20 protein-coding genes are annotated in these 23,733 nt (G+C 71.0%); 10 read left to right on the top strand and 10 right to left on the bottom strand.

Annotated features, from left to right (window positions below; all coding sequences use genetic code 11):
* Positions 1-34: 34 nt before the first annotated feature.
* Together F0344_RS18205 and F0344_RS18200 are read right to left on the bottom strand one after the other, a co-directional pair.
* Complete coding sequence (locus tag F0344_RS18205) at positions 35-1,345, bottom strand: MFS transporter (protein WP_185299790.1); 1,311 nt, start codon at positions 1,343-1,345, stop codon at positions 35-37.
* Positions 1,342-2,028: a GntR family transcriptional regulator gene (locus F0344_RS18200; protein WP_185299789.1), complete on the bottom strand. Its 687-nt coding sequence runs from the start codon at positions 2,026-2,028 to the stop codon at positions 1,342-1,344. The genes F0344_RS18205 and F0344_RS18200 overlap by 4 nt, the downstream gene beginning before the upstream one ends.
* 207 nt (positions 2,029-2,235) lie before the next feature.
* Between F0344_RS18200 and F0344_RS18195 the strand changes: the two genes are divergently transcribed.
* Positions 2,236-3,123, top strand: coding sequence for a D-alanyl-D-alanine carboxypeptidase family protein (locus F0344_RS18195; protein ID WP_374940100.1), 888 nt, complete (start codon positions 2,236-2,238; stop codon positions 3,121-3,123).
* 131 nt (positions 3,124-3,254) lie between these two features.
* Here F0344_RS18195 and F0344_RS18190 read toward each other — a convergent pair whose 3' ends face one another.
* Genes F0344_RS18190 through pdhA form a run of 3 tightly spaced genes read right to left on the bottom strand, consistent with a single transcriptional unit; the run spans position 3,255 to position 6,819 of the window.
* On the bottom strand, positions 3,255-4,667 hold the full coding sequence (locus F0344_RS18190; RefSeq protein WP_185299787.1) for a dihydrolipoamide acetyltransferase family protein: 1,413 nt from the start codon (positions 4,665-4,667) through the stop codon (positions 3,255-3,257).
* An 11-nt stretch (positions 4,668-4,678) separates the two neighbouring features.
* Positions 4,679-5,659 carry an alpha-ketoacid dehydrogenase subunit beta gene (locus tag F0344_RS18185; protein WP_185299786.1) on the bottom strand — a complete coding sequence of 327 codons (981 nt, stop codon included), beginning with the start codon at positions 5,657-5,659 and terminating at the stop codon, positions 4,679-4,681.
* A 2-nt stretch (positions 5,660-5,661) separates the two neighbouring features.
* Entirely contained in the window at positions 5,662-6,819 is a 1,158-nt protein-coding gene (pdhA, locus tag F0344_RS18180; RefSeq protein ID WP_185299785.1) for a pyruvate dehydrogenase (acetyl-transferring) E1 component subunit alpha, read from the bottom strand.
* A gap of 337 nt (positions 6,820-7,156) precedes the next feature.
* On the opposite strand from pdhA, the gene F0344_RS18175 reads away from it, so the two are divergent.
* The 3 genes from F0344_RS18175 to F0344_RS18165 all read left to right on the top strand — a co-directional run bounded on the left by F0344_RS18175 (position 7,157) and on the right by F0344_RS18165 (position 9,454).
* The gene (locus tag F0344_RS18175; RefSeq protein WP_185299784.1) at positions 7,157-7,816 is read left to right on the top strand and encodes a response regulator; all 660 of its coding nucleotides are present in this window, start codon (positions 7,157-7,159) and stop codon (positions 7,814-7,816) included.
* A gap of 144 nt (positions 7,817-7,960) precedes the next feature.
* A complete protein-coding gene (locus F0344_RS18170) occupies positions 7,961-8,386 on the top strand; it encodes a pyridoxamine 5'-phosphate oxidase family protein (RefSeq protein ID WP_185299783.1) in 426 nt (141 codons plus the stop codon).
* A gap of 63 nt (positions 8,387-8,449) precedes the next feature.
* Positions 8,450-9,454, top strand: a complete 1,005-nt coding sequence (locus tag F0344_RS18165) for a phosphotransferase (RefSeq protein ID WP_185302752.1) — start codon at positions 8,450-8,452, stop codon at positions 9,452-9,454.
* A gap of 17 nt (positions 9,455-9,471) precedes the next feature.
* Here the strand turns inward: F0344_RS18165 and F0344_RS18160 are convergent, their stop codons facing one another.
* A complete protein-coding gene (locus tag F0344_RS18160; protein ID WP_185299782.1) occupies positions 9,472-11,070 on the bottom strand; it encodes a protein kinase domain-containing protein in 1,599 nt (532 codons plus the stop codon).
* A gap of 300 nt (positions 11,071-11,370) precedes the next feature.
* Between F0344_RS18160 and F0344_RS18155 the strand changes: the two genes are divergently transcribed.
* The 6 genes from F0344_RS18155 to F0344_RS18130 all read left to right on the top strand — a co-directional run bounded on the left by F0344_RS18155 (position 11,371) and on the right by F0344_RS18130 (position 19,031).
* On the top strand, positions 11,371-13,005 hold the full coding sequence (locus F0344_RS18155) for a protein kinase domain-containing protein (RefSeq protein WP_185299781.1): 1,635 nt from the start codon (positions 11,371-11,373) through the stop codon (positions 13,003-13,005).
* 85 nt (positions 13,006-13,090) lie between these two features.
* Positions 13,091-13,909: a hypothetical protein gene (locus F0344_RS18150; RefSeq protein ID WP_185299780.1), complete on the top strand. Its 819-nt coding sequence runs from the start codon at positions 13,091-13,093 to the stop codon at positions 13,907-13,909.
* Between the two features lie 59 nt (positions 13,910-13,968).
* Positions 13,969-14,598 (top strand): PadR family transcriptional regulator, encoded by a 630-nt coding sequence (locus F0344_RS18145; protein ID WP_185299779.1) that lies wholly within the window; start codon positions 13,969-13,971, stop codon positions 14,596-14,598.
* Between the two features lie 146 nt (positions 14,599-14,744).
* Positions 14,745-15,539, top strand: a complete 795-nt coding sequence (locus F0344_RS18140; RefSeq protein ID WP_258049991.1) for an ABC transporter ATP-binding protein — start codon at positions 14,745-14,747, stop codon at positions 15,537-15,539.
* Entirely contained in the window at positions 15,536-18,379 is a 2,844-nt protein-coding gene (locus tag F0344_RS18135) for an FtsX-like permease family protein (protein WP_185299778.1), read from the top strand. Before F0344_RS18140 ends, F0344_RS18135 begins: the two co-directional genes overlap by 4 nt.
* A gap of 103 nt (positions 18,380-18,482) precedes the next feature.
* Positions 18,483-19,031 carry a bacterial proteasome activator family protein gene (locus F0344_RS18130; RefSeq protein ID WP_185299777.1) on the top strand — a complete coding sequence of 183 codons (549 nt, stop codon included), beginning with the start codon at positions 18,483-18,485 and terminating at the stop codon, positions 19,029-19,031.
* Between the two features lie 84 nt (positions 19,032-19,115).
* Here the strand turns inward: F0344_RS18130 and F0344_RS18125 are convergent, their stop codons facing one another.
* The 4 genes from F0344_RS18125 to F0344_RS18110 all read right to left on the bottom strand — a co-directional run bounded on the left by F0344_RS18125 (position 19,116) and on the right by F0344_RS18110 (position 23,702).
* Positions 19,116-20,105 (bottom strand): NAD(P)H-quinone oxidoreductase, encoded by a 990-nt coding sequence (locus F0344_RS18125; protein ID WP_185299776.1) that lies wholly within the window; start codon positions 20,103-20,105, stop codon positions 19,116-19,118.
* Positions 20,106-20,176: 71 nt separating this feature from the next.
* The gene (locus tag F0344_RS18120; protein ID WP_258049990.1) at positions 20,177-21,313 is read right to left on the bottom strand and encodes a potassium channel family protein; all 1,137 of its coding nucleotides are present in this window, start codon (positions 21,311-21,313) and stop codon (positions 20,177-20,179) included.
* Positions 21,271-22,827 (bottom strand): molybdopterin molybdotransferase MoeA, encoded by a 1,557-nt coding sequence (locus tag F0344_RS18115; protein ID WP_374940099.1) that lies wholly within the window; start codon positions 22,825-22,827, stop codon positions 21,271-21,273. Before F0344_RS18115 ends, F0344_RS18120 begins: the two co-directional genes overlap by 43 nt.
* On the bottom strand, positions 22,824-23,702 hold the full coding sequence (locus F0344_RS18110; RefSeq protein ID WP_185299774.1) for an NTP transferase domain-containing protein: 879 nt from the start codon (positions 23,700-23,702) through the stop codon (positions 22,824-22,826). Before F0344_RS18110 ends, F0344_RS18115 begins: the two co-directional genes overlap by 4 nt.
* Positions 23,703-23,733 lie beyond the last annotated feature (31 nt).

Here is a 23,733-nt window from a genome sequence, read left to right as displayed (position 1 = left end):
AGACGGGCGCGCCGCCGGCCGGGGTGCCGACGCGTCACGCGGGCACGTGCACAGCCTCGACCCTGCTGACGACGTGGTGGTCGCGTTCCCTGAGCGCCGCCCTGGCCCGCAGCCGCAGGATCTGGGTGATGCCGAGCGCCTCCAGGACGAAGACGGAGGCGAACGCGATCCGGTAGTTGTCGCCGGTCGCGTCCAGCAGCACACCGACCGCGAACAGCGTGGTCATCGAGGCGACGAAGCCGCCCATGTTGACGATCCCCGACGCCGTGCCCTGGCGCTCCGGCGGGTTGGCGGGGCGCGCGAAGTCGAAGCCGATCATCGACGCCGGGCCACAGGCACCGAGCACCAGGCACAGGATGACCAGCAGCCACATAGGCGCGTGGTCGGCCGGATGGAAGATCGTCACGGCCCACAGCAGGGCCGTCGTCGCGACCGTACCGAGCGCCAGCGGGACACGCGCCGCGTGGTGCCGGGCGATGATCTGCCCGTAGACGAGCCCCACCGCCATGTTGGAGAGCACCACGAGCGTGAGCAGCTCACCGGCCGTTCCCCGGCTCAGCCCCTGGGCCTCGACCAGGAACGGCATGCCCCAGAGCAGCAGGAAGACCATGGCGGGGAACTGGGTGGTGAAGTGCACCCACATCCCGAGCCGGGTGCCGGGTTCACTCCAGGCCGCGGCGATCTGCTTGCGCACGTACGCGGCGCCCGCGTGCTCGGCGGGCGGCGGCTCGTGGCCATCGGGATGGTCCTTGAGGAACAGCAGCAGCAACACCAGCACGACGACACCGGCGGCCGCGCTGCCCACGAATGTCGTGGTCCAGCCGAAGCCGTGCAGCGCGCGGGCGATGAACAGGGTCGAGACGAGGTTGCCCGCCATCCCGAACAGCGCGGCGACCTGCCCGATCATCGGCCCCCGCCGGGCCGGGAACCACCGGCTGCCGAGCCGCAGCACGCTGATGAACGTCATCGCGTCGCCGCACCCGAGCAGGGCGCGCGAGGCCAGCGCCATGCCGTACGAGGGGGAGAGCGCGAAGCCGAGCTGTCCCAGGGTGAACAGCACGGCCCCGATCGTGAGGACCTTCTTGGTGCCGAGCCGGTCGACCATCAGCCCGACGGGTATCTGCATACCGGCGTAGACGAGCAGCTGGAGGATGGAGAACGTGGAAAGCGCCGACGCGTTGACGTCGAAGCGGTCCGCGGCGTCGAGTCCGGCGACTCCCAGGCTCGTACGGAAGATGATGGCGACGAAGTAGACGGCGACGCCGATGCCCCAGATCCGGGCGGCACGCCGGCCACCGGGCGGGTCACCGGGCAGGGAGAGAGTGGGGGCGGCCCCGGAACTCACCGGTCCTCACCCCGGACCAGCACCTTGACCCGGCTGACGTGGCGCCGTACGACCTGCGCGGCGGCGTCCGCGTCCCCGGCCCTGATGGCGTCCAGCAGTTCCCCGTGCTCCGTGATGTTGGCGGCGATCCGGCCGGGGTGCGCCTCCAGCACGGCGACGCCCATCCGCAACTGCCGGTCGCGCAGCTGGTCGTAGAGACGGGACAGGATCTCGTTGCCCGCGTTGCGCACGATCTCGGCGTGGAAGCAGCGGTCGCTGACGGCGACGGCTGCGAGGTCACCATCTTCGGACTTCTGCCGCTGCTCCTCCAGGAGGTCCTCCAGCCGGCGGATCAGCTGCGCGGACGCGGGGACGGCCTTGCGGGCCGCGAACTCCTCGACCAGCAGACGGGTCTCCACCACGTCCGCGATCTCCTGCGCGGAGACGGCGAGCACGAGGGCGCCCTTCTTCGGGTAGAGCTTGATCAGCCCTTCGACCTCGAGACGCAGCAGCGCCTCGCGCACGGGCGTACGGGATACGCCGACGGCCTCCGCCAGATCGCCTTCGGTGAGGAGCGTCCCGCCCTGGTAACGACGGTCGAGGACAGCGTCCTTGACGTGGGTGTAGACACGGTCGGCGGCGGGCGGCCGCCTGAGCGAGGCGGGGACGGCGGGCTTGGCGGGAACGGCGGGCGCGGCAGGCATGCACACAGCATAGATACAACATGGACGCATGCGATGACCGGTCCACGATATGAAATACCGCAGCCGGTCGGCGGCACTCCGGAAATACCCCTGAATTCACCCCTGTTGCGGTACATCCATTACCCCGGGTCATGAGTCTCATCACCGAGCGGCACCCTTATGTAGCCGCATATCACGGGCATTTGGAGCGTTCAGTTGAATCTCGGCATGAAGCGCGGATACCGCGCAACCGCCACTGCCACCGTGGCCCTCACCGCCGGCGCCGTCCTCGCGGGCAGCGCCTTCGCCACCCAGGCCCAGGCAGCCGCACCGCCGAAGCCCACGATCGTCGCCAAGGGCGGCTTCGTGATGAACGACGGCACCGGCAAGACCCTCTTCACCAAGGCCGCGGACACGCGCCGCTCCACCGGCTCCACCACCAAGATCATGACCGCCAAGGTGGTGCTGTCGCAGAAGAATCTGAACCTGGATTCGAAGGTGACGATCCAGAAGGCGTACAGCGACTACATCGTCTCCAAGGGCGCCTCGTCGGCCCGGCTGATCGTCGGCGACAAGGTCACCGTCCGCCAGCTCCTGTACGGGCTCATGCTCCCGTCGGGCTGCGACGCCGCGTACGCCCTCGCCGACAAGTTCGGTACGGGCACCACGCGCGGGGCCCGCGTGAAGTCGTTCATCGGCAAGATGAACGCCACCGCGAAGTCCCTCGGCCTGAAGAACACGAAGTTCGACTCGTTCGACGGCATAGGGGGTGGGAACAACTACTCCACCCCGCGCGACCTGACGAAGATCGCCGGCAGCGCGATGAAGAGCTCCACCTTCCGCGCGATCGTCAAGACGAAGTCGACGAAGCAGAAGGTGACCACGAAGAGCGGCGGATACCGCTACATGGCGTGGACCAACACCAACAAGATGCTCAGCTCGTACAGCGGCGCGATCGGCGTGAAGACCGGCTCGGGGCCGACCGCCAAGTACTGCCTCGTCTTCGCCGCGACCCGTAACGGCAAGACGGTCATCGGCACGGTCCTCACCTCCTCGTCCGAGGCGAACCGGACCGCGGACGCGAAGAAGCTCATGGACTACGGCTTCAAGCTGTAGCCCCGCGGCGCACGGAGAAGGGGCTCCGCGCTCGCGGGGCCCCTTCTCCGTGCGCCGCGGCGACGCCGGACATGACGAGGGGCCCGCGCGAACTCCGCGCGAGCCCTCTCGAACACGTACCACCGGACCCGCTAGGCCCAGGTGATCAGCCGCTTCGGCTGTTCCAGGATCGCCGCGATGTCCGCGAGGACCTTGGAGCCGAGTTCGCCGTCGACCAGGCGGTGGTCGAACGACAGCGCCAGCGTGGTGACCTGTCGGGGCTTCACCTTGCCCTTGTGGACCCAGGGCTGGAGCTTGATCGCCCCGACCGCGAGGATCGCGGACTCACCCGGGTTCAGGATCGGCGTTCCCGTGTCGACGCCGAACACACCGACGTTGGTGATCGTCACCGTGCCGCCCGACATCGCCGCGGGAGACGTCTTGCCCTCGCGCGCGACGGAGACCAGTTCGCCCAGCGACGCGGCGAGCTGCGGCAGCGTCTGCTCCTGCGCGTCCTTGATGTTCGGCACGATCAGTCCGCGCGGGGTGGCCGCGGCGATGCCCAGATTCACGTAGTGCTTCTGGACGATCTGCTGGCCGGCCTCGTCCCAGGCGGCGTTGACCTCCGGGTTCCGCTTGATCGCGACCAGGAGGGCCTTGGCGATGATCAGGAGCGGATTGACCCGCACCCCCGCCATGTCCTTGTCCTCCTTGAGCTCCGCCACCAGCTTCATCGTGCGCGTCACGTCGACGGTCACGAACTCGGTGACGTGCGGAGCCGTGAAGGCGCTGCCCACCATCGCCTGCGCTATGGCCTTGCGCACGCCCTTGACCGGGATACGCGTCTCCCGGGCACCCGGGGCGGAGGCTGCGGCAGCCACCGGCGCCGACGCCACGGGCTCGGCGGCAGCGGCAGCGGCAGGAGCGGCCGGCTCCGCCACCGGCGCGGCCGCCGCGTGGACGTCCTCACGGGTGATGATGCCGTCCTTGCCGGTCGGCGTGACCGTCGACAGGTCGATGCCCAGGTCCTTGGCCAGCTTGCGGACCGGCGGCTTGGCGAGCGGCCGGGTCTCCGGCACCACCCCGCCGCTGCCGCTGCCGTTCAGCTCACCCTGTACCGCCGCGGCGGCCTGTACCGGGGCCTCGGCACCCTTGCGCGGGCGGCGCTTCGTGGAGGACTCGGCCACGCCGTAGCCCACCAGGACCGGCTGGCGGCCCTTCGGCGCCTCCGGCTCGGCAGCCGGCTGCGGAGCCGCCACGGGCTCCGCCACCGGGGCGGGGGCCGCGTCACCGCTGCCCGGCGCCACGTCCACCGTGATGATCACCTGGCCGACATCGACGGTCGTGCCCTCGGGGAAGCGCAGCTCGTGCACGACCCCGTCGAACGGGATCGGCAGCTCCACGGCCGCCTTGGCCGTCTCGACCTCGCACACGACCTGGCCGTCGGTGACGGTGTCACCGGGCTGGACGTACCACTTGAGGATCTCCGCCTCGGTCAGTCCTTCGCCCACATCGGGCATCTTGAACTCACGGAAGCGAGCAGACGTTTCGGTCATCGTCGTCACGAACCCTCTCCTCAGTACGCCAGCGAGCGGTCGACGGCGTCGAGCACCCGGTCGAGTCCCGGCAGGTACTCGTCCTCGAGCCGGGCCGGCGGATACGGGACGTGGTAGCCGCCGACACGCAGCACCGGTGCTTCGAGGTGGTAGAAGCAGCGCTCCGTGATGCGGGCGGCGATCTCCGCGCCCGAGCCGTAGAACACCGGGGCCTCGTGGACCACGATCAGGCGGCGGGTCTTCTCCACGGATGTCTGGATCGTGTCGAAGTCGATCGGGGACATCGAACGCAGGTCGAGGACCTCGACCGACTTGCCCTCCTCCTGCGCGGCCGCGGCCGCCTCCAGGCAGACCTTCACCATCGGCCCGTACGCGACGAGCGTGAGGTCGGTGCCCGTACGCGCCACCGTCGCCTTGTGCAGCGGTCCGGGGATGGACTCGGTGTCGACCTCGCCCTTGTCCCAGTAACGCCGCTTCGGCTCGAAGAAGATGACCGGGTCGTCGCTCTGCACGGCCTGCTGCATCATCCAGTACGCGTCGGACGCGTTGGAAGGCGACACGACCTTCAGCCCCGCGACGTGCGCGAACAGGGCCTCCGGCGACTCGCTGTGGTGCTCCACGGCACCGATGCCGCCGCCGTACGGAATCCGCACGACGACCGGCAGCTTGATCTTGCCGAGCGAACGGGCGTGCATCTTCGCCAGCTGCGTGACGATCTGGTCGTACGCGGGGAAGACGAACCCGTCGAACTGGATCTCCACGATCGGCCGGTAGCCGCGCAGGGCCATACCGATCGCCGTACCGACGATCCCGGACTCGGCGAGCGGGGTGTCGATGACCCGGCCCTCGCCGAAGTCCTTCTGGAGTCCGTCGGTGACCCGGAAGACGCCGCCGAGCTTGCCGACGTCCTCACCCATGATCAGGACCTTCGGGTCCGTGTCGAGGGCGAGGCGCAGCGACTCGTTGAGCGCCTTCGCGATGGACATCTTTTCCACGGCCATGGCTAGTTGCCCTCCTCGGCAGAGTCTGCGAACGATGCCTGGTAGGCGGCGAACTGGGCGCGCTCCTCGTCGACGAGGCTGCTCCCGTCCGCGTAGCCGTGCTCGAAGAGCGACATCGGGTCCGGGTCGGGCATGGCCCGTACCGCTTCCCGTACGCGCTTGCCGAGGGTCTCGCTCTCCTCGTCCAGCGCGGTGAAGAACGCCTCGTCGGCGACCTTCTCGTTCTCCAGGTACGTCCGCAGGCGCAGGATCGGGTCCTTGGCCTCCCAGGCCACCCGCTCCTCGTCCGCCCGGTACTTCGTCGGGTCGTCGGAGGTGGTGTGGGCGCCCATGCGGTAGGTGAACGCCTCGACGAGGGTCGGGCCCTCGCCGCGGCGCGCCCGCTCCAGCGCCGACCTGGTGACGGCCAGGCACGCGAGTACGTCGTTGCCGTCGACCCGGACGCCGGGGAAACCGAAGCCCTGGGCGCGCTGGTAGAGCGGGACCCTGGTCTGGCGCTCGGTGGGCTCCGAGATCGCCCACTGGTTGTTCTGGCAGAAGAACACCACGGGGGCGTTGTAGACGGCCGAGAAGGTGAACGCCTCCGCGACATCGCCCTGGCTGGAGGCGCCGTCACCGAAGTACGCGATCACGGCCGAGTCCGCGCCGTCCTTGGCGACGCCCATGGCGTAGCCGGTGGCGTGCAGGGTCTGCGAGCCGATGACGATCGTGTACAGGTGGAAGTTGTTGGTGTTCGGGTCCCAGCCGCCGTGGTTCACGCCGCGGAACATCCCGAGCAGATTGGTCGGGTCGACCCCCCGGCACCAGGCGACGCCGTGCTCCCGGTAGGTCGGGAAGACGTAGTCGTCGTCGCGCAGCGCCCGGCCGGAGCCGATCTGCGCGGCCTCCTGGCCCAGCAGCGAGGCCCACAGGCCCAGCTCGCCCTGGCGCTGGAGCGCGGTCGCCTCGGCGTCGAAGCGCCGGGTGAGGACCATGTCCCGGTACAGGCCGCGGAGCTCGTCCGCGGTCAGGTCGATCTCGTAGTCCGGGTGCTCGACGCGCTGCCCTTCGGGGGTCAGCAACTGTACGAGTTGAGGCTCGGAACTCTGTGGCGTCTTCGCGGCGCTGGTCCGCTTGCTGCTGCGTCGCGGTTTGCGCGCGGCAGTGCTCTCCACGGTCACGTGCGTGCTCCTCCGTCGGTCCGGTACCCGGGGTCTGCCGGGAACCAGTGCGGCTCGCCTATGTCCGGACCCGTGCACGGGGTGGGTGCAGCTCGGCCGGGAACAGGCGTGACAGGTGCCCCGGCGAGCACCCTGCCAAAGGCACGTTACCCAGTGCAGCGCATAACTGCGAAGCACTCTCTGACCTGCGTTTTTGCTTGGATTTCCAAGTAAATCGAGAAAAACGGGAACTCTCGCTGGTCACAGCACTGGTAACAGCCTTGCAGGCCGCCGGAACAACGGCACGTTATCCCGGCCGGCAGCGGCAGGGAAGGGGTGAGTGTGTGAGACTGCGTTTGTGCGCGAAGATGGAAAAATCACCGTATTTCTGTTGGACGACCACGAAGTGGTCCGCCGCGGGGTGCATGAACTGCTCTCCTCCGAAGCCGATATCGAGGTGGTCGGAGAGGCGGGCACGGCGGCGGACGCACTGGTCCGCATCCCCGCCACCCGGCCCGACGTGGCGGTCCTGGACGTACGGCTGCCGGACGGCAGCGGGGTGGAGGTCTGCCGCGAGGTCCGCTCACAGGACGAGAACATCAAGTGCCTGATGCTCACGTCGTACGCCGACGACGAGGCCCTTTTCGACGCGATCATGGCCGGTGCCTCCGGTTACGTACTCAAGGCGATCCGCGGGAACGAGCTGCTCAGCGCGGTACGGGACGTGGCGGCCGGGAAGTCGCTGCTGGACCCGGCGGCGACCGCGCGGGTGCTGGAGCGGCTGCGCGACGGGCCGAACGGCAAGGGCGACGACAAGCTGTCCGGCCTCACGGACCAGGAGCGCAAGATCCTCGATCTGATCGGGGAGGGACTCACGAACCGGGTGATCGGCGAGCGGCTCCACCTCGCCGAGAAGACGATCAAGAACTACGTGTCCAGCCTGCTCGCCAAGCTGGGCATGGAGCGCCGCTCCCAGGCCGCGGCGTACGTGGCCCGCCTCCAGGCCGAGCGCCGCTGAAACCGCGGTGACCGCGTGGAACCCGCGGTGATCGGCCGGAACCCCCGGTGATCGCGCGGCTCCGGCGCTTACGGGACTTTGGTCCCGGGTCAACCGGGGCCGCGGACCCTTACCCCGGCCCTACAGGTGGCGGACAGTGGACGCATGGCCTCTGAGGAACTCCACGCGATCGAGCTGCTCGGCCGGGTGCCGTACGGCCGCCTGGCGACGAGCATGCGAGCGCTCCCCATTCTGGCCGTGGCCCGCCACATCGTGGCCGAGGACCAGGTGCTCCTGCGGCTGCACCGGGGGCTCGGCCACCACAAAGCGTGCGACGGCAGCGTCATCGCGTACGGGGCGGACAACTTCAACACCGCGGCCGACGGCGGCGACGACCCCTGGTCCGTGCAGTTCACCGGACCGGCCAGGATCGTCCATCCCCGCCCCGAGCAGCGGGAACTCTTCGGTCCCGTGCCTCTCACGGCCAATGACGAGCCCTTCGATCCGGTCTATCTCCGGCTCGAACCGCACTTCGTCACCTTGCACACTCTGAGCTTCCACGCAAGTCAGCGAATCGGCCACGTAGCGTGATCTACCATTTGGTAAGTGCCGCGCTCATATGCAACCCGTCCACCTGTTCCCCCGGTCGGCGAGGTGCTGCGCCGCTATCCCGATGCCGGTGAACCGCTCGCCTGCGAGCCCCTGACCAAGGGCCTGCTCAACCACGGCTACCGCGTCTCCACCACGCGTGGCGCGTATTTCCTCAAGCACCATCTGGACAAGCACCACCTCGACGACGCCACCGGTGACCGCGCCACGATCGTCCGCCAGCACCGGGCCACCCAGCGGCTCCACTCGCTCGGCGTCCCCGTCGCCCCGCCCATCACGGACACGGAGGGTGACACGGTCACGGTGATCGACGGCACCTGCTACGCCCTGCACCCCTGGATCGACGGCCTCCACCGGGCGGGCTCCGAGCTGACCACCGCCCAGTCGCGCCGGCTGGGGGCCCTGCTCGGAGCCGTACACACCGGTCTTGAACAGGTGATGGGGCCGGGCGGCGGCCCGCCGCCCCGGCCCGGTTACGGCAGTCCCGAGCCCGCCGACACCTTCGAGCTGATCGACGACCTGCTGACCGCGGCGCGCGGGCTGCGCCCCCGCGACGCCTTCGACGAGCTGGCCGTGCACCGGCTCGTCGAGCGCCGCGCCCTGCTCGAACAGCACGCCCACCGCAAGCCGCCCACCCCGGACGGACCGGCCACGGGATGGGTGCACGGCGACTTCCATCCGCTGAACCTGCTCTACCGGGGCGCCGATCCGGTCGCGATCGTCGACTGGGACCGGCTGGGCGTCCAGCCGCGCGCGGAGGAGGCGGTGCGGGCCGCGGCGATCTTCTTCGTCAGGCCGGCCGGGGAACTGGACCTGGAGAAGGTCCGGGCGTACGCGCGAGCCTACCGGCGGGCGGCCGGGGCGGGCACGGCGGAGCTGGCCGCCGCGGTGCACCGGGTGTGGTGGGAGCGGCTCAACGACTTCTGGATACTGCGCTGGCGCTATCGCCTGCACGACCGCAGGGCCGACCCGCAGTTCCCTGCGGTGTCGGCCCTGGCGGTGTGGTGGACGCGTGAGTACGAGGCGGTCTGCGCGGCCTTCACGGAGTGAGGGCCGGGCGCGGGCCCCTACGGCGTGGTGCCCGCGACGGTACCGGCTGCCTCGCCCGCTCCGGTCGACGCGCCCTCGGCCGCGCCCTCGGTGGTGCCTTCGGTCGTCCCCTCGGTCGTGCCGCCCTCGTCGCCCGTGCCGCCCTCGTCGCCGGTGCCGCCCTCGTCACCCGTGCCCGCGTCCGTCCCGGTGCCACCGTCGGTGGCGGGAGCGGTGGTGGGCGGCGTGGTGGTCGGCGTGCCGGTGGGTTCGGTGGGCTTCGGGGCGGGGGTCCAGGTGGGCTCGGCGGTGGGTTCCCACTGGCCGCCCGTGGAGGTGTCCGGCGCCTCGGTCTCCTCCGTCGGCTCCTCGGACGGTGTCTCCGACGACTTCGAGGGCGAGGGCGAGGCCGGGGTGGTGGCGGGCGTCTGCGGCTTCTTCGTACCGGTCTCCTGCGCCGCGTCGACGGCGAAGGCGACCCCCGCACCGATCGCGACCAGGGCGAGCAGGACGAACAGCCACATCTTGCCGCGGCCGCGGCCGCCGTTGTGCCCGCCGCCGACGTAACCGCCGTCATCCGGGTTCATCGGCGGCAGGATCGGGCCCTGCGAGGTGTCCCCGTGCGTCGGGTAGCCCATCGCCGGCGTACCGCCCACCGAGCTCATCGGCGAGGTGTGGCCGCCTTCGCGCGCCATGACGGGGCCGGTGTTCCACGTACCGGTGTGGCCGCCCTGCACCTGGAGCATCTGCAGGCTGTACTGGACGAGACCGCGCATCTCCTCGGCGCTCTGGAACCGGTCGTCCGGGTCCTTCGCGAGCGAGCGCATCACCATCCCGTCCAGCTCCGGCGGTACGCCGTCCGAGACCTCGGACGGCGGGACCGGGATGTCCTGTACGTGCTGGTAGACGACCGAGAGCGGGGTCTCACCGGTGAACGGGGGCCGCAGGGCCAGCAGCTCGTAGAGCAGACAGCCGGTGGCGTACAGGTCGGAGCGGTGGTCGACCGCCTTGCCGAGTGCCTGTTCGGGGGAGAGGTACTGGGGCGTGCCCATGACCATGCCGGTCTGGGTCATCGTCGACTGCACGCCGTGCAGCGCACGGGCGATGCCGAAGTCCATGACCTTGACCGCGCCGGACTCCGTGATGATCACGTTGGCGGGCTTGATGTCACGGTGCACGATGCCGTGCTGGTGCGAGTACGCGAGAGCTTCCAGCACACCCGAGACGATGATCAGGGCCTGCTCGGGCGGCGGGGACTCCGCGTTGAGCAGCAGGTCGCGGATGGTGTTGCCCTCGACGAGCTCCATCACGATGTACGGGACGGTCCGGCCGCCCACGACGTCCTCGCCGGAGTCGTACACGGCGACGATCGCGTGGTGGTTGAGGCCCGCGACGGACTGCGCCTCACGCGTGAAGCGGGCCTTGGAGACCGGGTCCTCGGCGAGGTCGGAACGGAGCAGTTTCACCGCCACGGTGCGTCCCAGACGTACGTCCTCCGCGGCGTAGACCTCGGCCATGCCGCCGCGGCCGAGCCGGTGGGTCATCCGGTAGCGCCCGTCTCCGACCACACCGCCGGTACCCCAGGAGTCGGTGCCATCCGAAACTCCGCCGCCGTTTGCTTCGGATCCGGGTGCCATCAGTCCTCGCCGTCGTTTCGGTCCGCGCGTCCGCGGGTGTCACGGGTGCCTTGCTGCATTGCCACGTCACGCTACAGGCTCCGCCCGACACCCCTGTTCCGAGAGGGACCGGCCATCCAATCGGCTCGCGTGCCGAGTACGCAAATTCCATGCTGTTCCTGTAACGCTTCCGAGACGCTTCTTGTGCGTACGGTCACGGAACGGGCACCTGGCTTGACGTGTCGTACCCCTCGGGCAGACTGGCCGGAGTACGGGATCTTCGCGTCACGTCTCAGTTGCGCGCCGAGGGGGAAGCTAGTCATGAGCCAGGACGGCGCACACGGCGCTCAGGGTCGCTACGCGGGCGGTTCGGTCGCGGGCGGCCGTTACCAGCTGCGCGACCTGCTCGGCGAGGGCGGGATGGCTTCCGTGTATCTCGCGTACGACTCGGCGCTCGACCGTCAGGTCGCGATCAAGACACTGCACACGGAGCTGGGACGCGAGCAGTCGTTCCGCGAGCGCTTCCGCCGTGAGGCGCAGGCGGTCGCGAAGCTCCAGCACACGAACATCGTCTCGGTCTTCGACACCGGCGAGGACGAGCTCGGCGGCGCGCTGATGCCGTACATCGTCATGGAGTACGTCGAGGGCCAGCCGCTCGGTTCCGTCCTCCAGTCGGACATCCAGCAGTACGGCGCGATGCCGGCCGACAAGGCGCTCAAGGTGACGGCCGACGTGCTGGCCGCGCTGGAGACCAGCCACGAGATGGGCCTGGTCCACCGGGACATCAAGCCCGGCAACGTCATGATGACGAAGCGCGGCATCGTCAAGGTCATGGACTTCGGCATCGCGCGCGCCATGCAGTCGGGCGTGACGTCGATGACACAGACCGGCATGGTCGTCGGCACCCCGCAGTACCTCTCCCCCGAGCAGGCGCTGGGGCGCGGCGTGGACGCGCGGTCCGACCTCTACTCGGTCGGCATCATGCTGTTCCAGCTGCTCACTGGACGTATTCCGTTCGACGCGGACTCGCCGCTGGCCATCGCGTACGCGCATGTGCAGGAGGAGCCGGTCGCTCCGTCGACCATCAACCGCTCGATCACTCCCGCGATGGACGCGCTCGTCGCCCGCGCGCTGAAGAAGAACCCGAACGAGCGTTTTCCGAGCGCCGCCGCGATGCAGGACGAGGTCACCCGCGTGCTGAACGCGGGCGGCCGGTCCGGCGCCCCGGTGATCGTCAGCGGCGGAGCACCGGGGCACAGCGGCGCGGGTGTCGGCGCCGCCGTCTTCCCGCCGGTCGACCAGGGCACGCCCGCACCGCAGGGCGTGCAGACGCCGTACCAGCCGCAACCCCACCAGCCGTTCCAGCAGCCGGGCCCGTACGCCCCGACTCCGGCGCCCGCGCCGAGCTACGGCTACGGCTACCCGCAGGCGTACCAGAGCCCGGCCACCCCGGCGCACCGGACACCTCCCCCGTACACGATGTCCGCGCAGGGGACCGGCGGCCACGGCGGCAGTGGCTCCAAGCGGAACATGCCGGTCATCGTGGGCTCGGTCGTGGTCGCGCTGCTCGCGATCGGCGGCCTGGTCACGGCGCTGACCCTGAACAAGGACGACCCGGAGACCGGCAAGACCGGCGACCCGGGCACGGGGGAGACGGTGGCCGGCGAGCACAAGCCGCCGGAGCGCAACCGGACGATGGACGAAGAGGACTGCACGGACGCGATGGAGGACTCGGACGACCCGCAGAAGGTGCAGGCTCCGAGGTTCATCTACAAGGACATCCTCTCGGCAAAGGCATGCGCCCTGGCTGCGGGCTGGACGGTCAAGGTCATCGACGTGGAGGGCAACACCTACGCCGAGGACCAGGTCGTCGACCAGTTCCCGTCCTCCGGTACGGCCATTCCGGAGCGCGGTGCCCACTTCGAACTGAGGATCTCCACGGGCGACCCCGCCTGACACCGGTCGGCGCGTCCACACCCGTCCGACGGAGCGGGGCGGCATCCGGGATGCCGGACATATCCGCCCGTGTGACTCTGAGCGCATGGCTCCTGGACTCCTCCCGTCTCGGTGGTCCCGGGCGTCGCGCCGCGTGCTCTGCCTGGCGGTGAGCGCGGCGGCGGTGCTGGGACCCGTGAGCTGGACGTACGCGGCAGAGCGGGTGCCCGGTGCGCCCGGCGGGGCCGCGCACCGTTCGGCAGGCACTCCTCCCTCGGACGCGGGTGCGCGGGGACCCCTCGCGCTCGCCCCCCGTTCGGCCGACCTTCCCGGTACGAGCCGTTCGGCCGACCTTCCCGCTGCGGCCACGGGCAGCCCCTCGCCCGCCCCCACGGCCACCGCCCCGCCCCTCCCCTCGGCACCGGGGCCGACGCCCTCAGCGCCCGCCTCCCGGCCGTCCGCAGGACCCTCGGCCTCGGCGGCCTCCACGTCGCCGCCAGCCGTCCCCTCCGGCTCACCGTCCGCGCTCCCCCCAGCGGCCTCCCGTCCGGCCGGGCCGCCTTCCGGGAGCGCGGCGCCGCCGCCCGGCGGATCGTCGGCGAGCCCGTCCGCCTCCGCCGTCCGGTCGCCCCTCGCGGGCAGGCCGGCGGGCGAGGGGCGCACCAGGCCGGGACGTTCGCTGTCGCCGCTGGAACTCGCCCGCGCCGACGCCCTGCTCGAAGAGGAGGAGCCGGAGCCGGACATCGGTGAGGTGCTTCCGGCCGAGGTCACGCCCAGCACGTCGGCCGGCGCGCCGCAGTCGGCTCCTCAGGCACTGGACGGCCCCGCCGTGCGGCAGGTCCAGGAGGTGTCGCTGGGGGCCGGAATCGCCCTGGTCGGCCTGGGTCTCGGATTCCTGGCCTTCCGGATGCGCCGCGCCCGCTGAGCCGCACACGATCGCTTCAGGGCTTGCCCGAAGGAGCATACTCGGTATACATACTGAGTATGTCGATCCGTCACGGGCTTCTGGCCCTCCTGGAGCGAGGGCCGCGTTACGGCTCCCAGCTCCGTACCGAATTCGAGTCGCGCACCGGTTCCACCTGGCCGCTGAACGTCGGCCAGGTGTACACCACGCTCAGCCGGCTGGAACGCGACGGCATGGTCGTCCAGGACGGTGAGGACGACGCGGGCCACGCCCTCTACTCGATCACCGACGACGGCCGCAGCGAACTGCTCAGCTGGTTCGGGACACCCGTGGACCGCAGCAACCCGCCCCGCGACGAGCTGGCCATCAAGCTCGCCATGGCGGTCGGCGCCCCGGGCGTCGACATCCGGGCGGTGATCCAGGCCCAGCGCCATCACACCCTGAAGGCGATGCAGGAGTACACCCGGCTGAAGGCACAGGCCCTCACGGCGGCTCCGGCCAACCGGGACGACGTCGCCTGGCTCCTCGTGGTGGAGCAGCTGATCTTCCAGGCCGAGGCGGAGGCCCGGTGGCTGGACCACTGCGAATCGCGTCTCGTACGCCTTGCCGAGGCCGCCGCCACCGAACCGGAGGCCCGGCCGGGCCGGGCCGCCGCGGCGCGCGGCACCGCCCGCGCCGCCGCGGAGGCCCGGCCCCGCACCGGCCACTGACCGCAACCGCATCCACGCCCGCGGCCTCACCAGTGCGCCCGCGCACCCGTACACCCGCTCGCTCGCGTACTTCGCGTACTCGCAGACCAAGACCCAGAGCCCAGAGCCCAGAGCCCAGCAGAACATCCCAGGGGGGAACGCCCGCCATGTCCTCGTCCGTCCCGTCTCCGTCGCCGTCGCCGTCTCCGTCTCCGTCTCCGTCCACCGGCCTGTCCGTGGACGCGCCCGTGCTGGAGCTGAGGGCGCTGACGCGCACCCACGGCTCCGGTGTCGCCCGGGTCCACGCGCTGCGCGGGGTCGACCTGTCCGTCCACACGGGCGAGCTCGTCGCCGTGATGGGGCCCTCCGGTTCCGGAAAGTCGACCCTGCTGACGCTGGCCGGCGGCCTCGACACCGCGAGCAGCGGGCAGGTCGTCATCGAGGGCCAGGACATCGCCGCGCTCGGCCGCAAAGGCGTCTCCGCCCTCCGCCGCCGCAGCGTCGGCTACGTCTTCCAGGACTACAACCTCATCCCCGCCCTCACCGCCGCGGAGAACATCGCCCTGCCCCGCGAACTCGACGGCGTCTCACTCCGCAAGGCGCGCAAGGAAGCCCTCGCCGCACTGGAGGAGATGAACCTCGGCGAGATCGCCGACCGCTTCCCCGACGAGATGTCCGGCGGCCAGCAGCAGCGCGTCGCCATCGCCCGCGCCCTGGTCGGGGACCGCCGCCTCGTCCTCGCGGACGAGCCGACCGGAGCACTCGACTCCGAGACCGGCGAGTCCGTCCTCGCACTCCTGCGCAGCCGCTGCGACCAGGGCGCGGCAGGGGTGATGGTGACGCACGAACCGAGGTACGCGGCCTGGGCGGACCGGGTCGTGTTCCTCCGCGACGGTTCGATCGTCGACCAGACACTCGTGTCCGGCGCCGACTCACTGCTCACCGCCGAGGGCGCCAAGTGAGCGTCTTCTCGGGGTGGCGTGCCGCCTTCCGGATGGCCCGCCGGGACGCCATGCGGGCCAAGGGCCGCAGCGCGCTGGTGGTCGCGATGATCGCCCTGCCGGTCCTCGGGGTGTCGGCCGCCGATGTGACGTATCGCAGTGCCCTGCCCGACCGGGCCGAGAAACTGACGGCCCGCATGGGTGCGGCCGACGCGGTGTACAGCGACCCGGGCATGGGCGGAGGGCCCGTCGAGCAGATGCCGGACGGCGCCACATGGGGTGGTCAGGCACTCACCGGCGTGGAGAGCAGCGGCCCGGTCGACGTGCCGAGCGCGTTCCCGAAGGGGTCGCGCCACCTCACCAAGCGGTCCGTACCCGCCGTCGTCACCACCCGGCACGGCATCGCGCGCACGGAGATCGTCGAGTTCCGCACCGCGGACCCGCTGGCCCGGGGCCAGATCGAGCTGGTGGACGGCGCGTTCCCGGACGGCAAGGACGAGCTCGTCGCCACCGAGCCCTTCATGGACTCGTCCGGACTCCGTATCGGCTCACGCGTCACGGTGCGCGGCCCCGGCACGACGTACACGCTCACCGGAACCGTCGAACTGCCCGACGACCTGGACAAGAAGGCGCTGTACGCCGATCCGGGCGCGGTCATCGCCCCGTGGAAGACGGCGTCCGACCGCGACGACACGGTCCTGCCGCCCCAGCCAGGCGGTACGGAGTGGCTCGTCAAGGCCGCGGGCGGAGCCGGAGTGGGCTGGCCTGACGTGCTCGAAGCCAACGAGAAGGGCGTCCTGGTGTTGTCCCGCGAGGTCGTCCTCGACCCGCCGCCGAACTCCGACATCCCGATGGCCGCCCGTATGAGCGGCAGCTCCGGAAGTTCGGTGGGGACGAGCGCGGCGGTCGTCACCGTCGTCGCCCTGACCGTTCTGGAGATCGTGCTGCTCGCCGGACCGGCCTTCGCGGTCGGCGCACGCCGGTCGCGCAGACAGCTCGGCCTGCTCGGTACGTGTGGTGGCGACCGGAGTCACATCCGGGCCGTGGTGCTCGCCGGTGGCGCTGTGCTCGGTGGAGTCGGCGCCGTGCTCGGCGTCGTGGCCGGACTCGCGCTGACCGTGCTGTTCCGTCCGCTGATCGAGGGGTGGACCGGCAACCGCTTCGGTGAACTCTCCGTACCCCCGGGGGAACTCCTGGCCATCGCCGCGCTCGGTCTGGTCACCGGCGTTCTGGCGGCACTCGCCCCGGCGGTCGTGGCCGGCCGGCAGTCCGTACTGGAATCCCTGACCGGCCGGCGCGGGACCCGTCGCAGCTCCCGCGTGCTGCCCTCCCTGGGCGCCGCAGCCATCGCGTGCGGAGTCGCGATCGCCGTCCACGGCGGTGTCAACGGCGATACGCCCATGGTCGCCGGCGGCTCGGTCCTCGCCGAACTCGGCGTCCTCGCCTGCATCCCCGTACTCGTCGGACTCCTCGGGCGGCTCGGTCGCAGACTGCCGCTCGCTCCCCGGATGGCACTGCGCGACGCGTCCCGCAACCGGGGCCGCACCGCGCCCGCCGTCGCCGCCGTGATGGCGGCCGTCGCCGGCACCGTGGCCATCGCCACGTACACCAGCAGCACGATGGCCGAGCAGGAGTACGACTACACGCCCTCGCTCACCCAGGGCACGGCCGCGCTCGTCGCCGACGGCCCCGAACAGGTCACGCAGCTTCCCCTGGCGCGGGCGGCCGCCGAGCGGCATCTCTCCCTCAGCGGCGGACGGGCCGACTACGGACGGGTCTGGGCGGGCAGCGACTGCTCCGTCTACTACGAGGAGGAGAACGGCTGCGGCACCCTTGAGCTGGTCAAACCCACCGGCAAGGGCCACACCTGCCCGCTGAGCGGCGCGGGCGCCAAGGCGCTCGCCCGGAAGCTGTCCGCCACCGAGCACAAGAACCTGATGAGTTCGCCGCCCTGCGTGGACGAGTTCATGCTCATGACGACCTTCGGCACGGACTCCTCCAAGATCGTGGTGGGCGACGCCAAGCTGCTCACGACGTACGTGAAACTCGACGACCCCGCGGCGGCCGAGGCCCTGGCGGCGGGCACACCGGTCCTGCTCAACTCGGCGTACGCGAAGAACGGCGAGGTCACCCTCAAGGCCGTGCACACGTACAACGACCGCGACACCGAGAACCGCGTGCCGCACCCGGGCGCGGCACGCAGCACGACGGACCGCCTGAAGGTCCACGTCGCCCCGGACGCGTACGCCGACACCCCCGGCATCCGTCTGATCGTTCCGCAGCGGACGGCGGAGCGGCTCGGTCTGCACACCCAGGACTACGGGAGTGTCTACCCCCTCGCCCACCGCCCGACGGAAGCAGAGGACCAGGCGACCGCGTCGGCGATCGAACTGGCCGGTGGCGGTGCCTACCTGATGTCAGGCAATCGGCTCGGCAACGGCACCGACATCGTCCTGCTGATCCTCGCCCTGTTCGCCGGTCTGGTGACCCTGGGCGCCGCCGCGATCACGACCGGTCTGGCCAAGGCGGACGCGGAGGCCGACCTCACCACACTCGGCGCGGTGGGCGCGCCTCCGTCCGTGCGACGTACGCTCTCCGGCTTCCAGTGCCTGGTGGTCGCGCTCACCGGGGTCCTGCTGGGGACAGCCGCCGGCCTCGTACCCGCGGTGGCTCTGCGTCTGATCGATCTGCGCGACGCGATGGAGTCGATGCGCGAGCAGCCCATGGACTCCGCGTACACACCGATCGTGCTGCCGTGGGAGACCATCGGGCTCCTGGCTCTCGTCGTACCGGTACTGGCCGGCCTGCTCGCCGCCGCGTTCTCCGGCTCGCAGACGATGCAGGCCAGGCGGGCGGGGTGAAGAAGCGCCACTGACCGGCTCTTCCGGTGCTCTCGGAGAGGGTGATCACTCCTTTCCGGGGGCACCACCGTGGTGTACGGCACGTGTGCGAGACAATGGCGGCATGGAGATGCCGAGGAATGACCGGTCGCAGGAGCACCCCCAAGTCCTCGTAGTGGGGCAGGACGGAATGGCTATCGGCGGCGGTGACGGTGGCGACGAATCCCGCGAGGTCCCGGTGACGGAGATGGTCGAACAGCCGGCGAAGGTCATGCGCATCGGCAGCATGATCAAGCAGCTCCTGGAGGAGGTCAGGGCGGCTCCTCTCGACGAGGCGAGCCGCGTCAGGCTCAAGGACATCCACGCCAGCTCCGTGAAGGAGCTGGAGGACGGGCTGGCGCCGGAGCTGGTGGAGGAACTGGAGCGTCTCTCTCTGCCGTTCACCGAGGATTCGGTGCCGTCGGAGGCGGAACTGAGGATCGCTCAGGCCCAGCTGGTCGGCTGGCTGGAGGGGCTGTTCCACGGAATCCAGACGGCGCTGTTCGCCCAGCAGATGGCTGCCCGTGCCCAGTTGGAGCAGATGCGGCGTGCCCTGCCGCCCGGAACGAGCCATGAGGCCGAGGAAGGCGGCTCGGACCCCCACGGACCGATCCGGTCCGGCCCGTACCTGTAAGCACCGCCCGCGCCCTTACACGCCACAGGGGCCCGGCACGTGACGTTCCGCGTCGTGTGCCGGGCCCCTGCGCTTTCGCCCTGCTCAGACGGCTGCCGGTGCCAGCAGGAGCACCTTGCCGATGTGCGTACTGGATTCCAGTACCCGGTGCGCCTGGGCGGCGTCCGCCATCGGCACCGTACGGTCCACGACCGGCCTGACCACACCACCGGCGATCAGCGGCCAGACGTGCTCGCGCACAGCGGCCACGATCGCCGCCTTCTCGGCGAGCGGACGCCCCCGCAGGGAGGTGGCCGTCACCGCGGCCCGCTTGTTCAGCAGCGCGCCCAGGTTCAGCTCGCCCTTGACACCGCCCTGGAGACCGATGATCGCGAGGCGGCCGTTCACGGCGAGCGCCCGCACGTTCCGGTCCAGGTACTTCGCACCGACGATGTCGAGGATGACGTCGGCACCCGCGCCGTCCGTCGCCTTGTGGATCTCCTCGACGAAGTCCTGTTCGCGGTAGTCGATCAGGATGTCCGCGCCGAGTTCCGCGCAACGCGCCAGTTTCCCGGGCCCGCCCGCCGTGACCGCGACGCGTGCGCCGACCGCCTTGGCCAGCTGGATGGCCATCGTGCCGATGCCACTGGACCCGCCGTGCACGAGCAGGGTCTCGCCGGGGCGCAGGTGCGCCACCATGAAGACGTTGGACCAGACGGTGGCCGTCACCTCGGGCAGCGCCGCGGCCGTCGTCAGATCCACACCCTCGGGTACGGGGAGGAGCTGCCCGGACGGTACGGCGACCTTCTCCGCGTAACCGCCGCCCGCGAGCAGCCCGCACACCTCGTCGCCGACCGACCAGCCCGTGACTCCGGGGCCGAGCGCCGCGACGCGGCCCGCGCACTCCAGGCCCGGGTAGGGGGAGGCGCCGGGCGGCGGGTTGTAGAAGCCCTGCCGCTGCAGCACATCGGCACGATTGACCGCGCTGGACATGACCTCGACGAGGACCTCGCCATCGCCTGGTACGGGATCGGGCACCTCGGCCCATACGAGCGCCTCGGGGCCACCGGGTTCGGGGATCGTGATCGCATGCATGGCGGCGAGGCTACTCCGTGCGGCGCGCACCGGCAGCGAGCCGAGGGCTCACGGCGCCCTCCCGCCCCGCGCTACCGCCGCCCGTTCCCCTGCGGAAGGCCCGCCTGGAGGTTGGACGGAGAAGCGCGCACGATCGTGATGAGGCGGTCCGTCAGTTGCACCGGGCTGGCCGCCGGATCGTCGTAACCGAGCAGCCGGTGACCCCGCAGCACGCTGACGACCAGGTCCTCGACCTCCCGCACGTTCTTGCCCACCTCGGCCTTTATCACCGGCCGTTCGATCAGATCGAGCCCGCTGCCCTGCTGGATCAGGTCCTCCATGACCGTGCCCGCGCTCGGGCTGAGCACGGAGAGACCGAGCAGACGCCCGGCCGCGCTGGCGCTGGTGATCACCGCGTCGGCGCCGGACTGACGCAGCAGCGGCGCGTTCTCCTCTTCGCGCACGGCAGCGACGATCTTCGCTCCGCGGTTCAGCTGGCGCGCCGTCAGCGCCACCAGGACGGCGGTGTCGTCGCGCTGGGTGGCGATGATGATCTGACGCGCTTTCTGGAGCTCGGCGCGCAGCAGCACATCGCTGCGCGTCGCATCACCCAGCACGCCCACGAAGCCCTCGGCGTTGGCGGCCTCGATCACTTTCGAGGCCGGGTCGACGACGACGATCTGTTCCTTCTTCAGGCCCGTACTGCACAGCGTCTGGATCGCCGACCGGCCCTTCGTGCCGAATCCGACGACCACGGTGTGTTCACGCAAGTTGCTTCTCCAACGGTTCAGCCGGAAGTCCTCACGGGTCCGCTCCGTCAGAACCTCGAGAGTCGTGCCGACCAGGATGATCAGGAAGAGCACGCGCAGTGGCGTCACCAGGAGCACGTTCATGAGCCGGGCGCCGTCACCGTACGGAACGATATCGCCGTAACCGGTGGTCGACAGCGTCACCGTCGCGTAGTAGACCGCGTCGAGGAAGTCGACGCTGCCGTCGGCGTTGTCGTGGTACTCGCTCCGGTCCAGATAGACGATCAGGACCGTGGCGACCAGCACCATCATCGCCATCGCCAGCCGCTTGGCCACCTGCCGCAGTGGCCGGTCCATGACCCGGCGAGGCAACATCACCCGCGTCGGGACGATGTGCTCCTCGGCGCGCCTGGCCATCGCGTCCTGGCCGGGAAGTTTCACGTGAAACACCCTTCCGTCCACGGCATCGCCGAGGCCCACGGCAGATCGAGGATCTCCACCTCGGTGCCGGACCGTACCCCGCCCGGTGGCACTACTGCCAGCCCGTCAGCGGCGGCGATCCCCCGGAGCATGGCCGGGCCGTTGTAGTGGAGGGGCACGACGTGGTCCAACCCGCCCCCGCGCGCCGCCCGATGGACGACGGGCACGAGCCGGGTGTCGTGCGGATGCCCCTGGACCTCGTCATGGACGAGCGCCCGGTACGGGTCCTGGGCCGTCCGCCCAGCGATGCCCCGCAGCAGGGGCTCGGCAAGCGTGAGCAGACCGGAGACGGCTGCCAGGGGATTGCCGGGGAGGCCCACGACGTACGGCCCCGGGGAGGGGAGCCGGGCCAGCAGCATGGGGTGGCCGGGGCGCACATCGACCCCGTCGACCAACAGCTCGGCGCCGATGTCGGCGAGGACCGGGTGGACGTGGTCGACCGGGCCCGCGGCCGTACCACCCGTGGTCACCACGAGGTCGGCGTCGGATGTGGTGAGGGCGTGGCGCAGAGCCGCCGCGTCGTCCCCGAGCCGGCGGGGTTCGCCGACCTCTCCGCCCAGGGCTCGCAGCCAGGGACCGAGCATGGGGCCGAGCGCGTCCCGGATGAGCCCGTCGTACGGGAGGCCGGAGGTGAGGAGTTCGTCACCGAGTACGAGGACGTCGACGCGGGGGCGGGGCACGGCGGCCAGGGCGTCGTAGCCGGCAGCGGCGGCCAGCCCGAGGACGGCTGGAGCCACCAGGGTTCCGGCGGGGAGCAGTTCGTCACCGGTCCGGCACTCCTGGCCACGGGGCCTGATGTCCTGCCCGGGAACGACTTCGCGCTGTGCGTAGAGCAGCCCTTTGGACTCGTCGATGTGCGCGTGCTCGCTGCGGATGACGGCGGTGGCGTCTGCCGGGAGACGGGCCCCGGTGGCGATCCGCACGGCCTCTCCGTCCGGCAGCGCGCCCGGCGCCCCGTGCCCGGCAAGGAGCCCTTCACCCTCCCGGACGGTCCACGGACCCGGCCCGGCGACGACCCAGCCGTCCATGGCGGAGGTGTCGAAGGACGGCAGATCGGTGAGCGCGCGGAGCGCCTCTGCGAGGACGTGCCCAAGGGCCCGGTCGAGTGGAAGGCGGTGCGCGGCTACGGGAAAGTCCCGCCCGGCCCGTGCGGCGAGGGCGCGTGCCTCTTCCCAGGGGGTGGCTCTCGCTCGTGAGCGCCTGGGGCGGGAGGGGGGCGACGGCACGGCGGCGGGGGAGCGCGGGAGGGGAGAGTGCGAGGCTGGGGAGTCCGGGGCCGAGGAGCCCGGAGCTGGGGAGCACGGAGCTGGGGAGTGCGCGGCTGAGGAGCCCGGAGCTGAGGGCTCCCGTTCTCCCGGACGCACCCCGCGGTCCGGACGGTTCGATGCCACGAGGGCCAGAGCCTCTTCCACGGCCCGCTCGTCTTCCGCCGCCATCGCCGGGATCGAGGACGAGTCGGCACCCGGCGGCGGGAAGCCGCCGGTACCGGCACCGGGCTCGTGATGTCCCGTCATTGCGGATCGGCCTCGCTCTTCGTGGCCCCCGCCTCCTCCTCCCACCGGAGGGCGAGCGCGGCGGCCTTGCGGGCGGCCTCGGCCACCGCGTCCGCCACCGCTTCCGGGGCGTCACCGCTGCTCGCCTTCGCCGCCGCGTAACCGACCAGGAAAGTGGTCAGCGGCGCGGCCGGCCGGGCGACGCCGTGAGCGGCGTCCCGGGCGAGGTCGAGCAGGAGGCCGGTGTCGACGTCGAGGTCGATGCCGAGTTCGTTCTTGACTGCGGTGATCCATTCATCCAGCACGGTCCCATGCTCCCTGATGCGGGCCCGGGCTGTGGCGATGTCTTCCCAGGTGTCGCAGTCGAAAGAGTCCAGCGGACCGGCCTCGACCCGGGCGAGGTCCAGTTCGGCCGTCAGCAGCCGCAGGGGCAGACCCGCGAGGCTGCCGTGCTCGGTGGCCACCAGAGCGAGTTCACGGCGCAGCGGCTCGGCCCGGTACACCGCGACGAGCGGCTGGTCTCGCCCGCCGGGATCGGTGCACAGGGCGCCCTCCCGGCTGTCCTCGCCTGCGGCTGCCAGCAGCGCCCCGACCGTGGACGCGCCGAGGAACGGCAGGTCGGCGGAGAGTACGAGAACGTGCTCCGCCGTCGTGTGCCGCACCCCGGCCCCGAGTGCCGCCAAGGGCCCCCCGCCGGCCGGCACCTCTCGCGTCCAGGTCACCGGCCTGCCTGTCGGCCGCCGGCCCCCTACCACCACGGTGGTCCCGGCTCCGGCACAGGCCGCGAGGACCCGGTCCAGCAGCGACCTGCCGCCGACCAGGACCCCGGGTTTATCGGCTCCGCCGAGGCGTTCGGCGGCCCCTCCGGCAAGGACGATGGCGTCATAGGCGGTCATGCACCGAGTATGCGTGTACCCCGTCCCGGCT

Origin of the sequence: Streptomyces finlayi (assembly GCF_014216315.1) — a bacterium.
In the GTDB taxonomy this organism is placed as follows: Bacteria; Actinomycetota; Actinomycetes; order Streptomycetales; family Streptomycetaceae; genus Streptomyces; species Streptomyces finlayi_A.
This window is presented reverse-complemented; position numbering and strand designations above follow the sequence as displayed.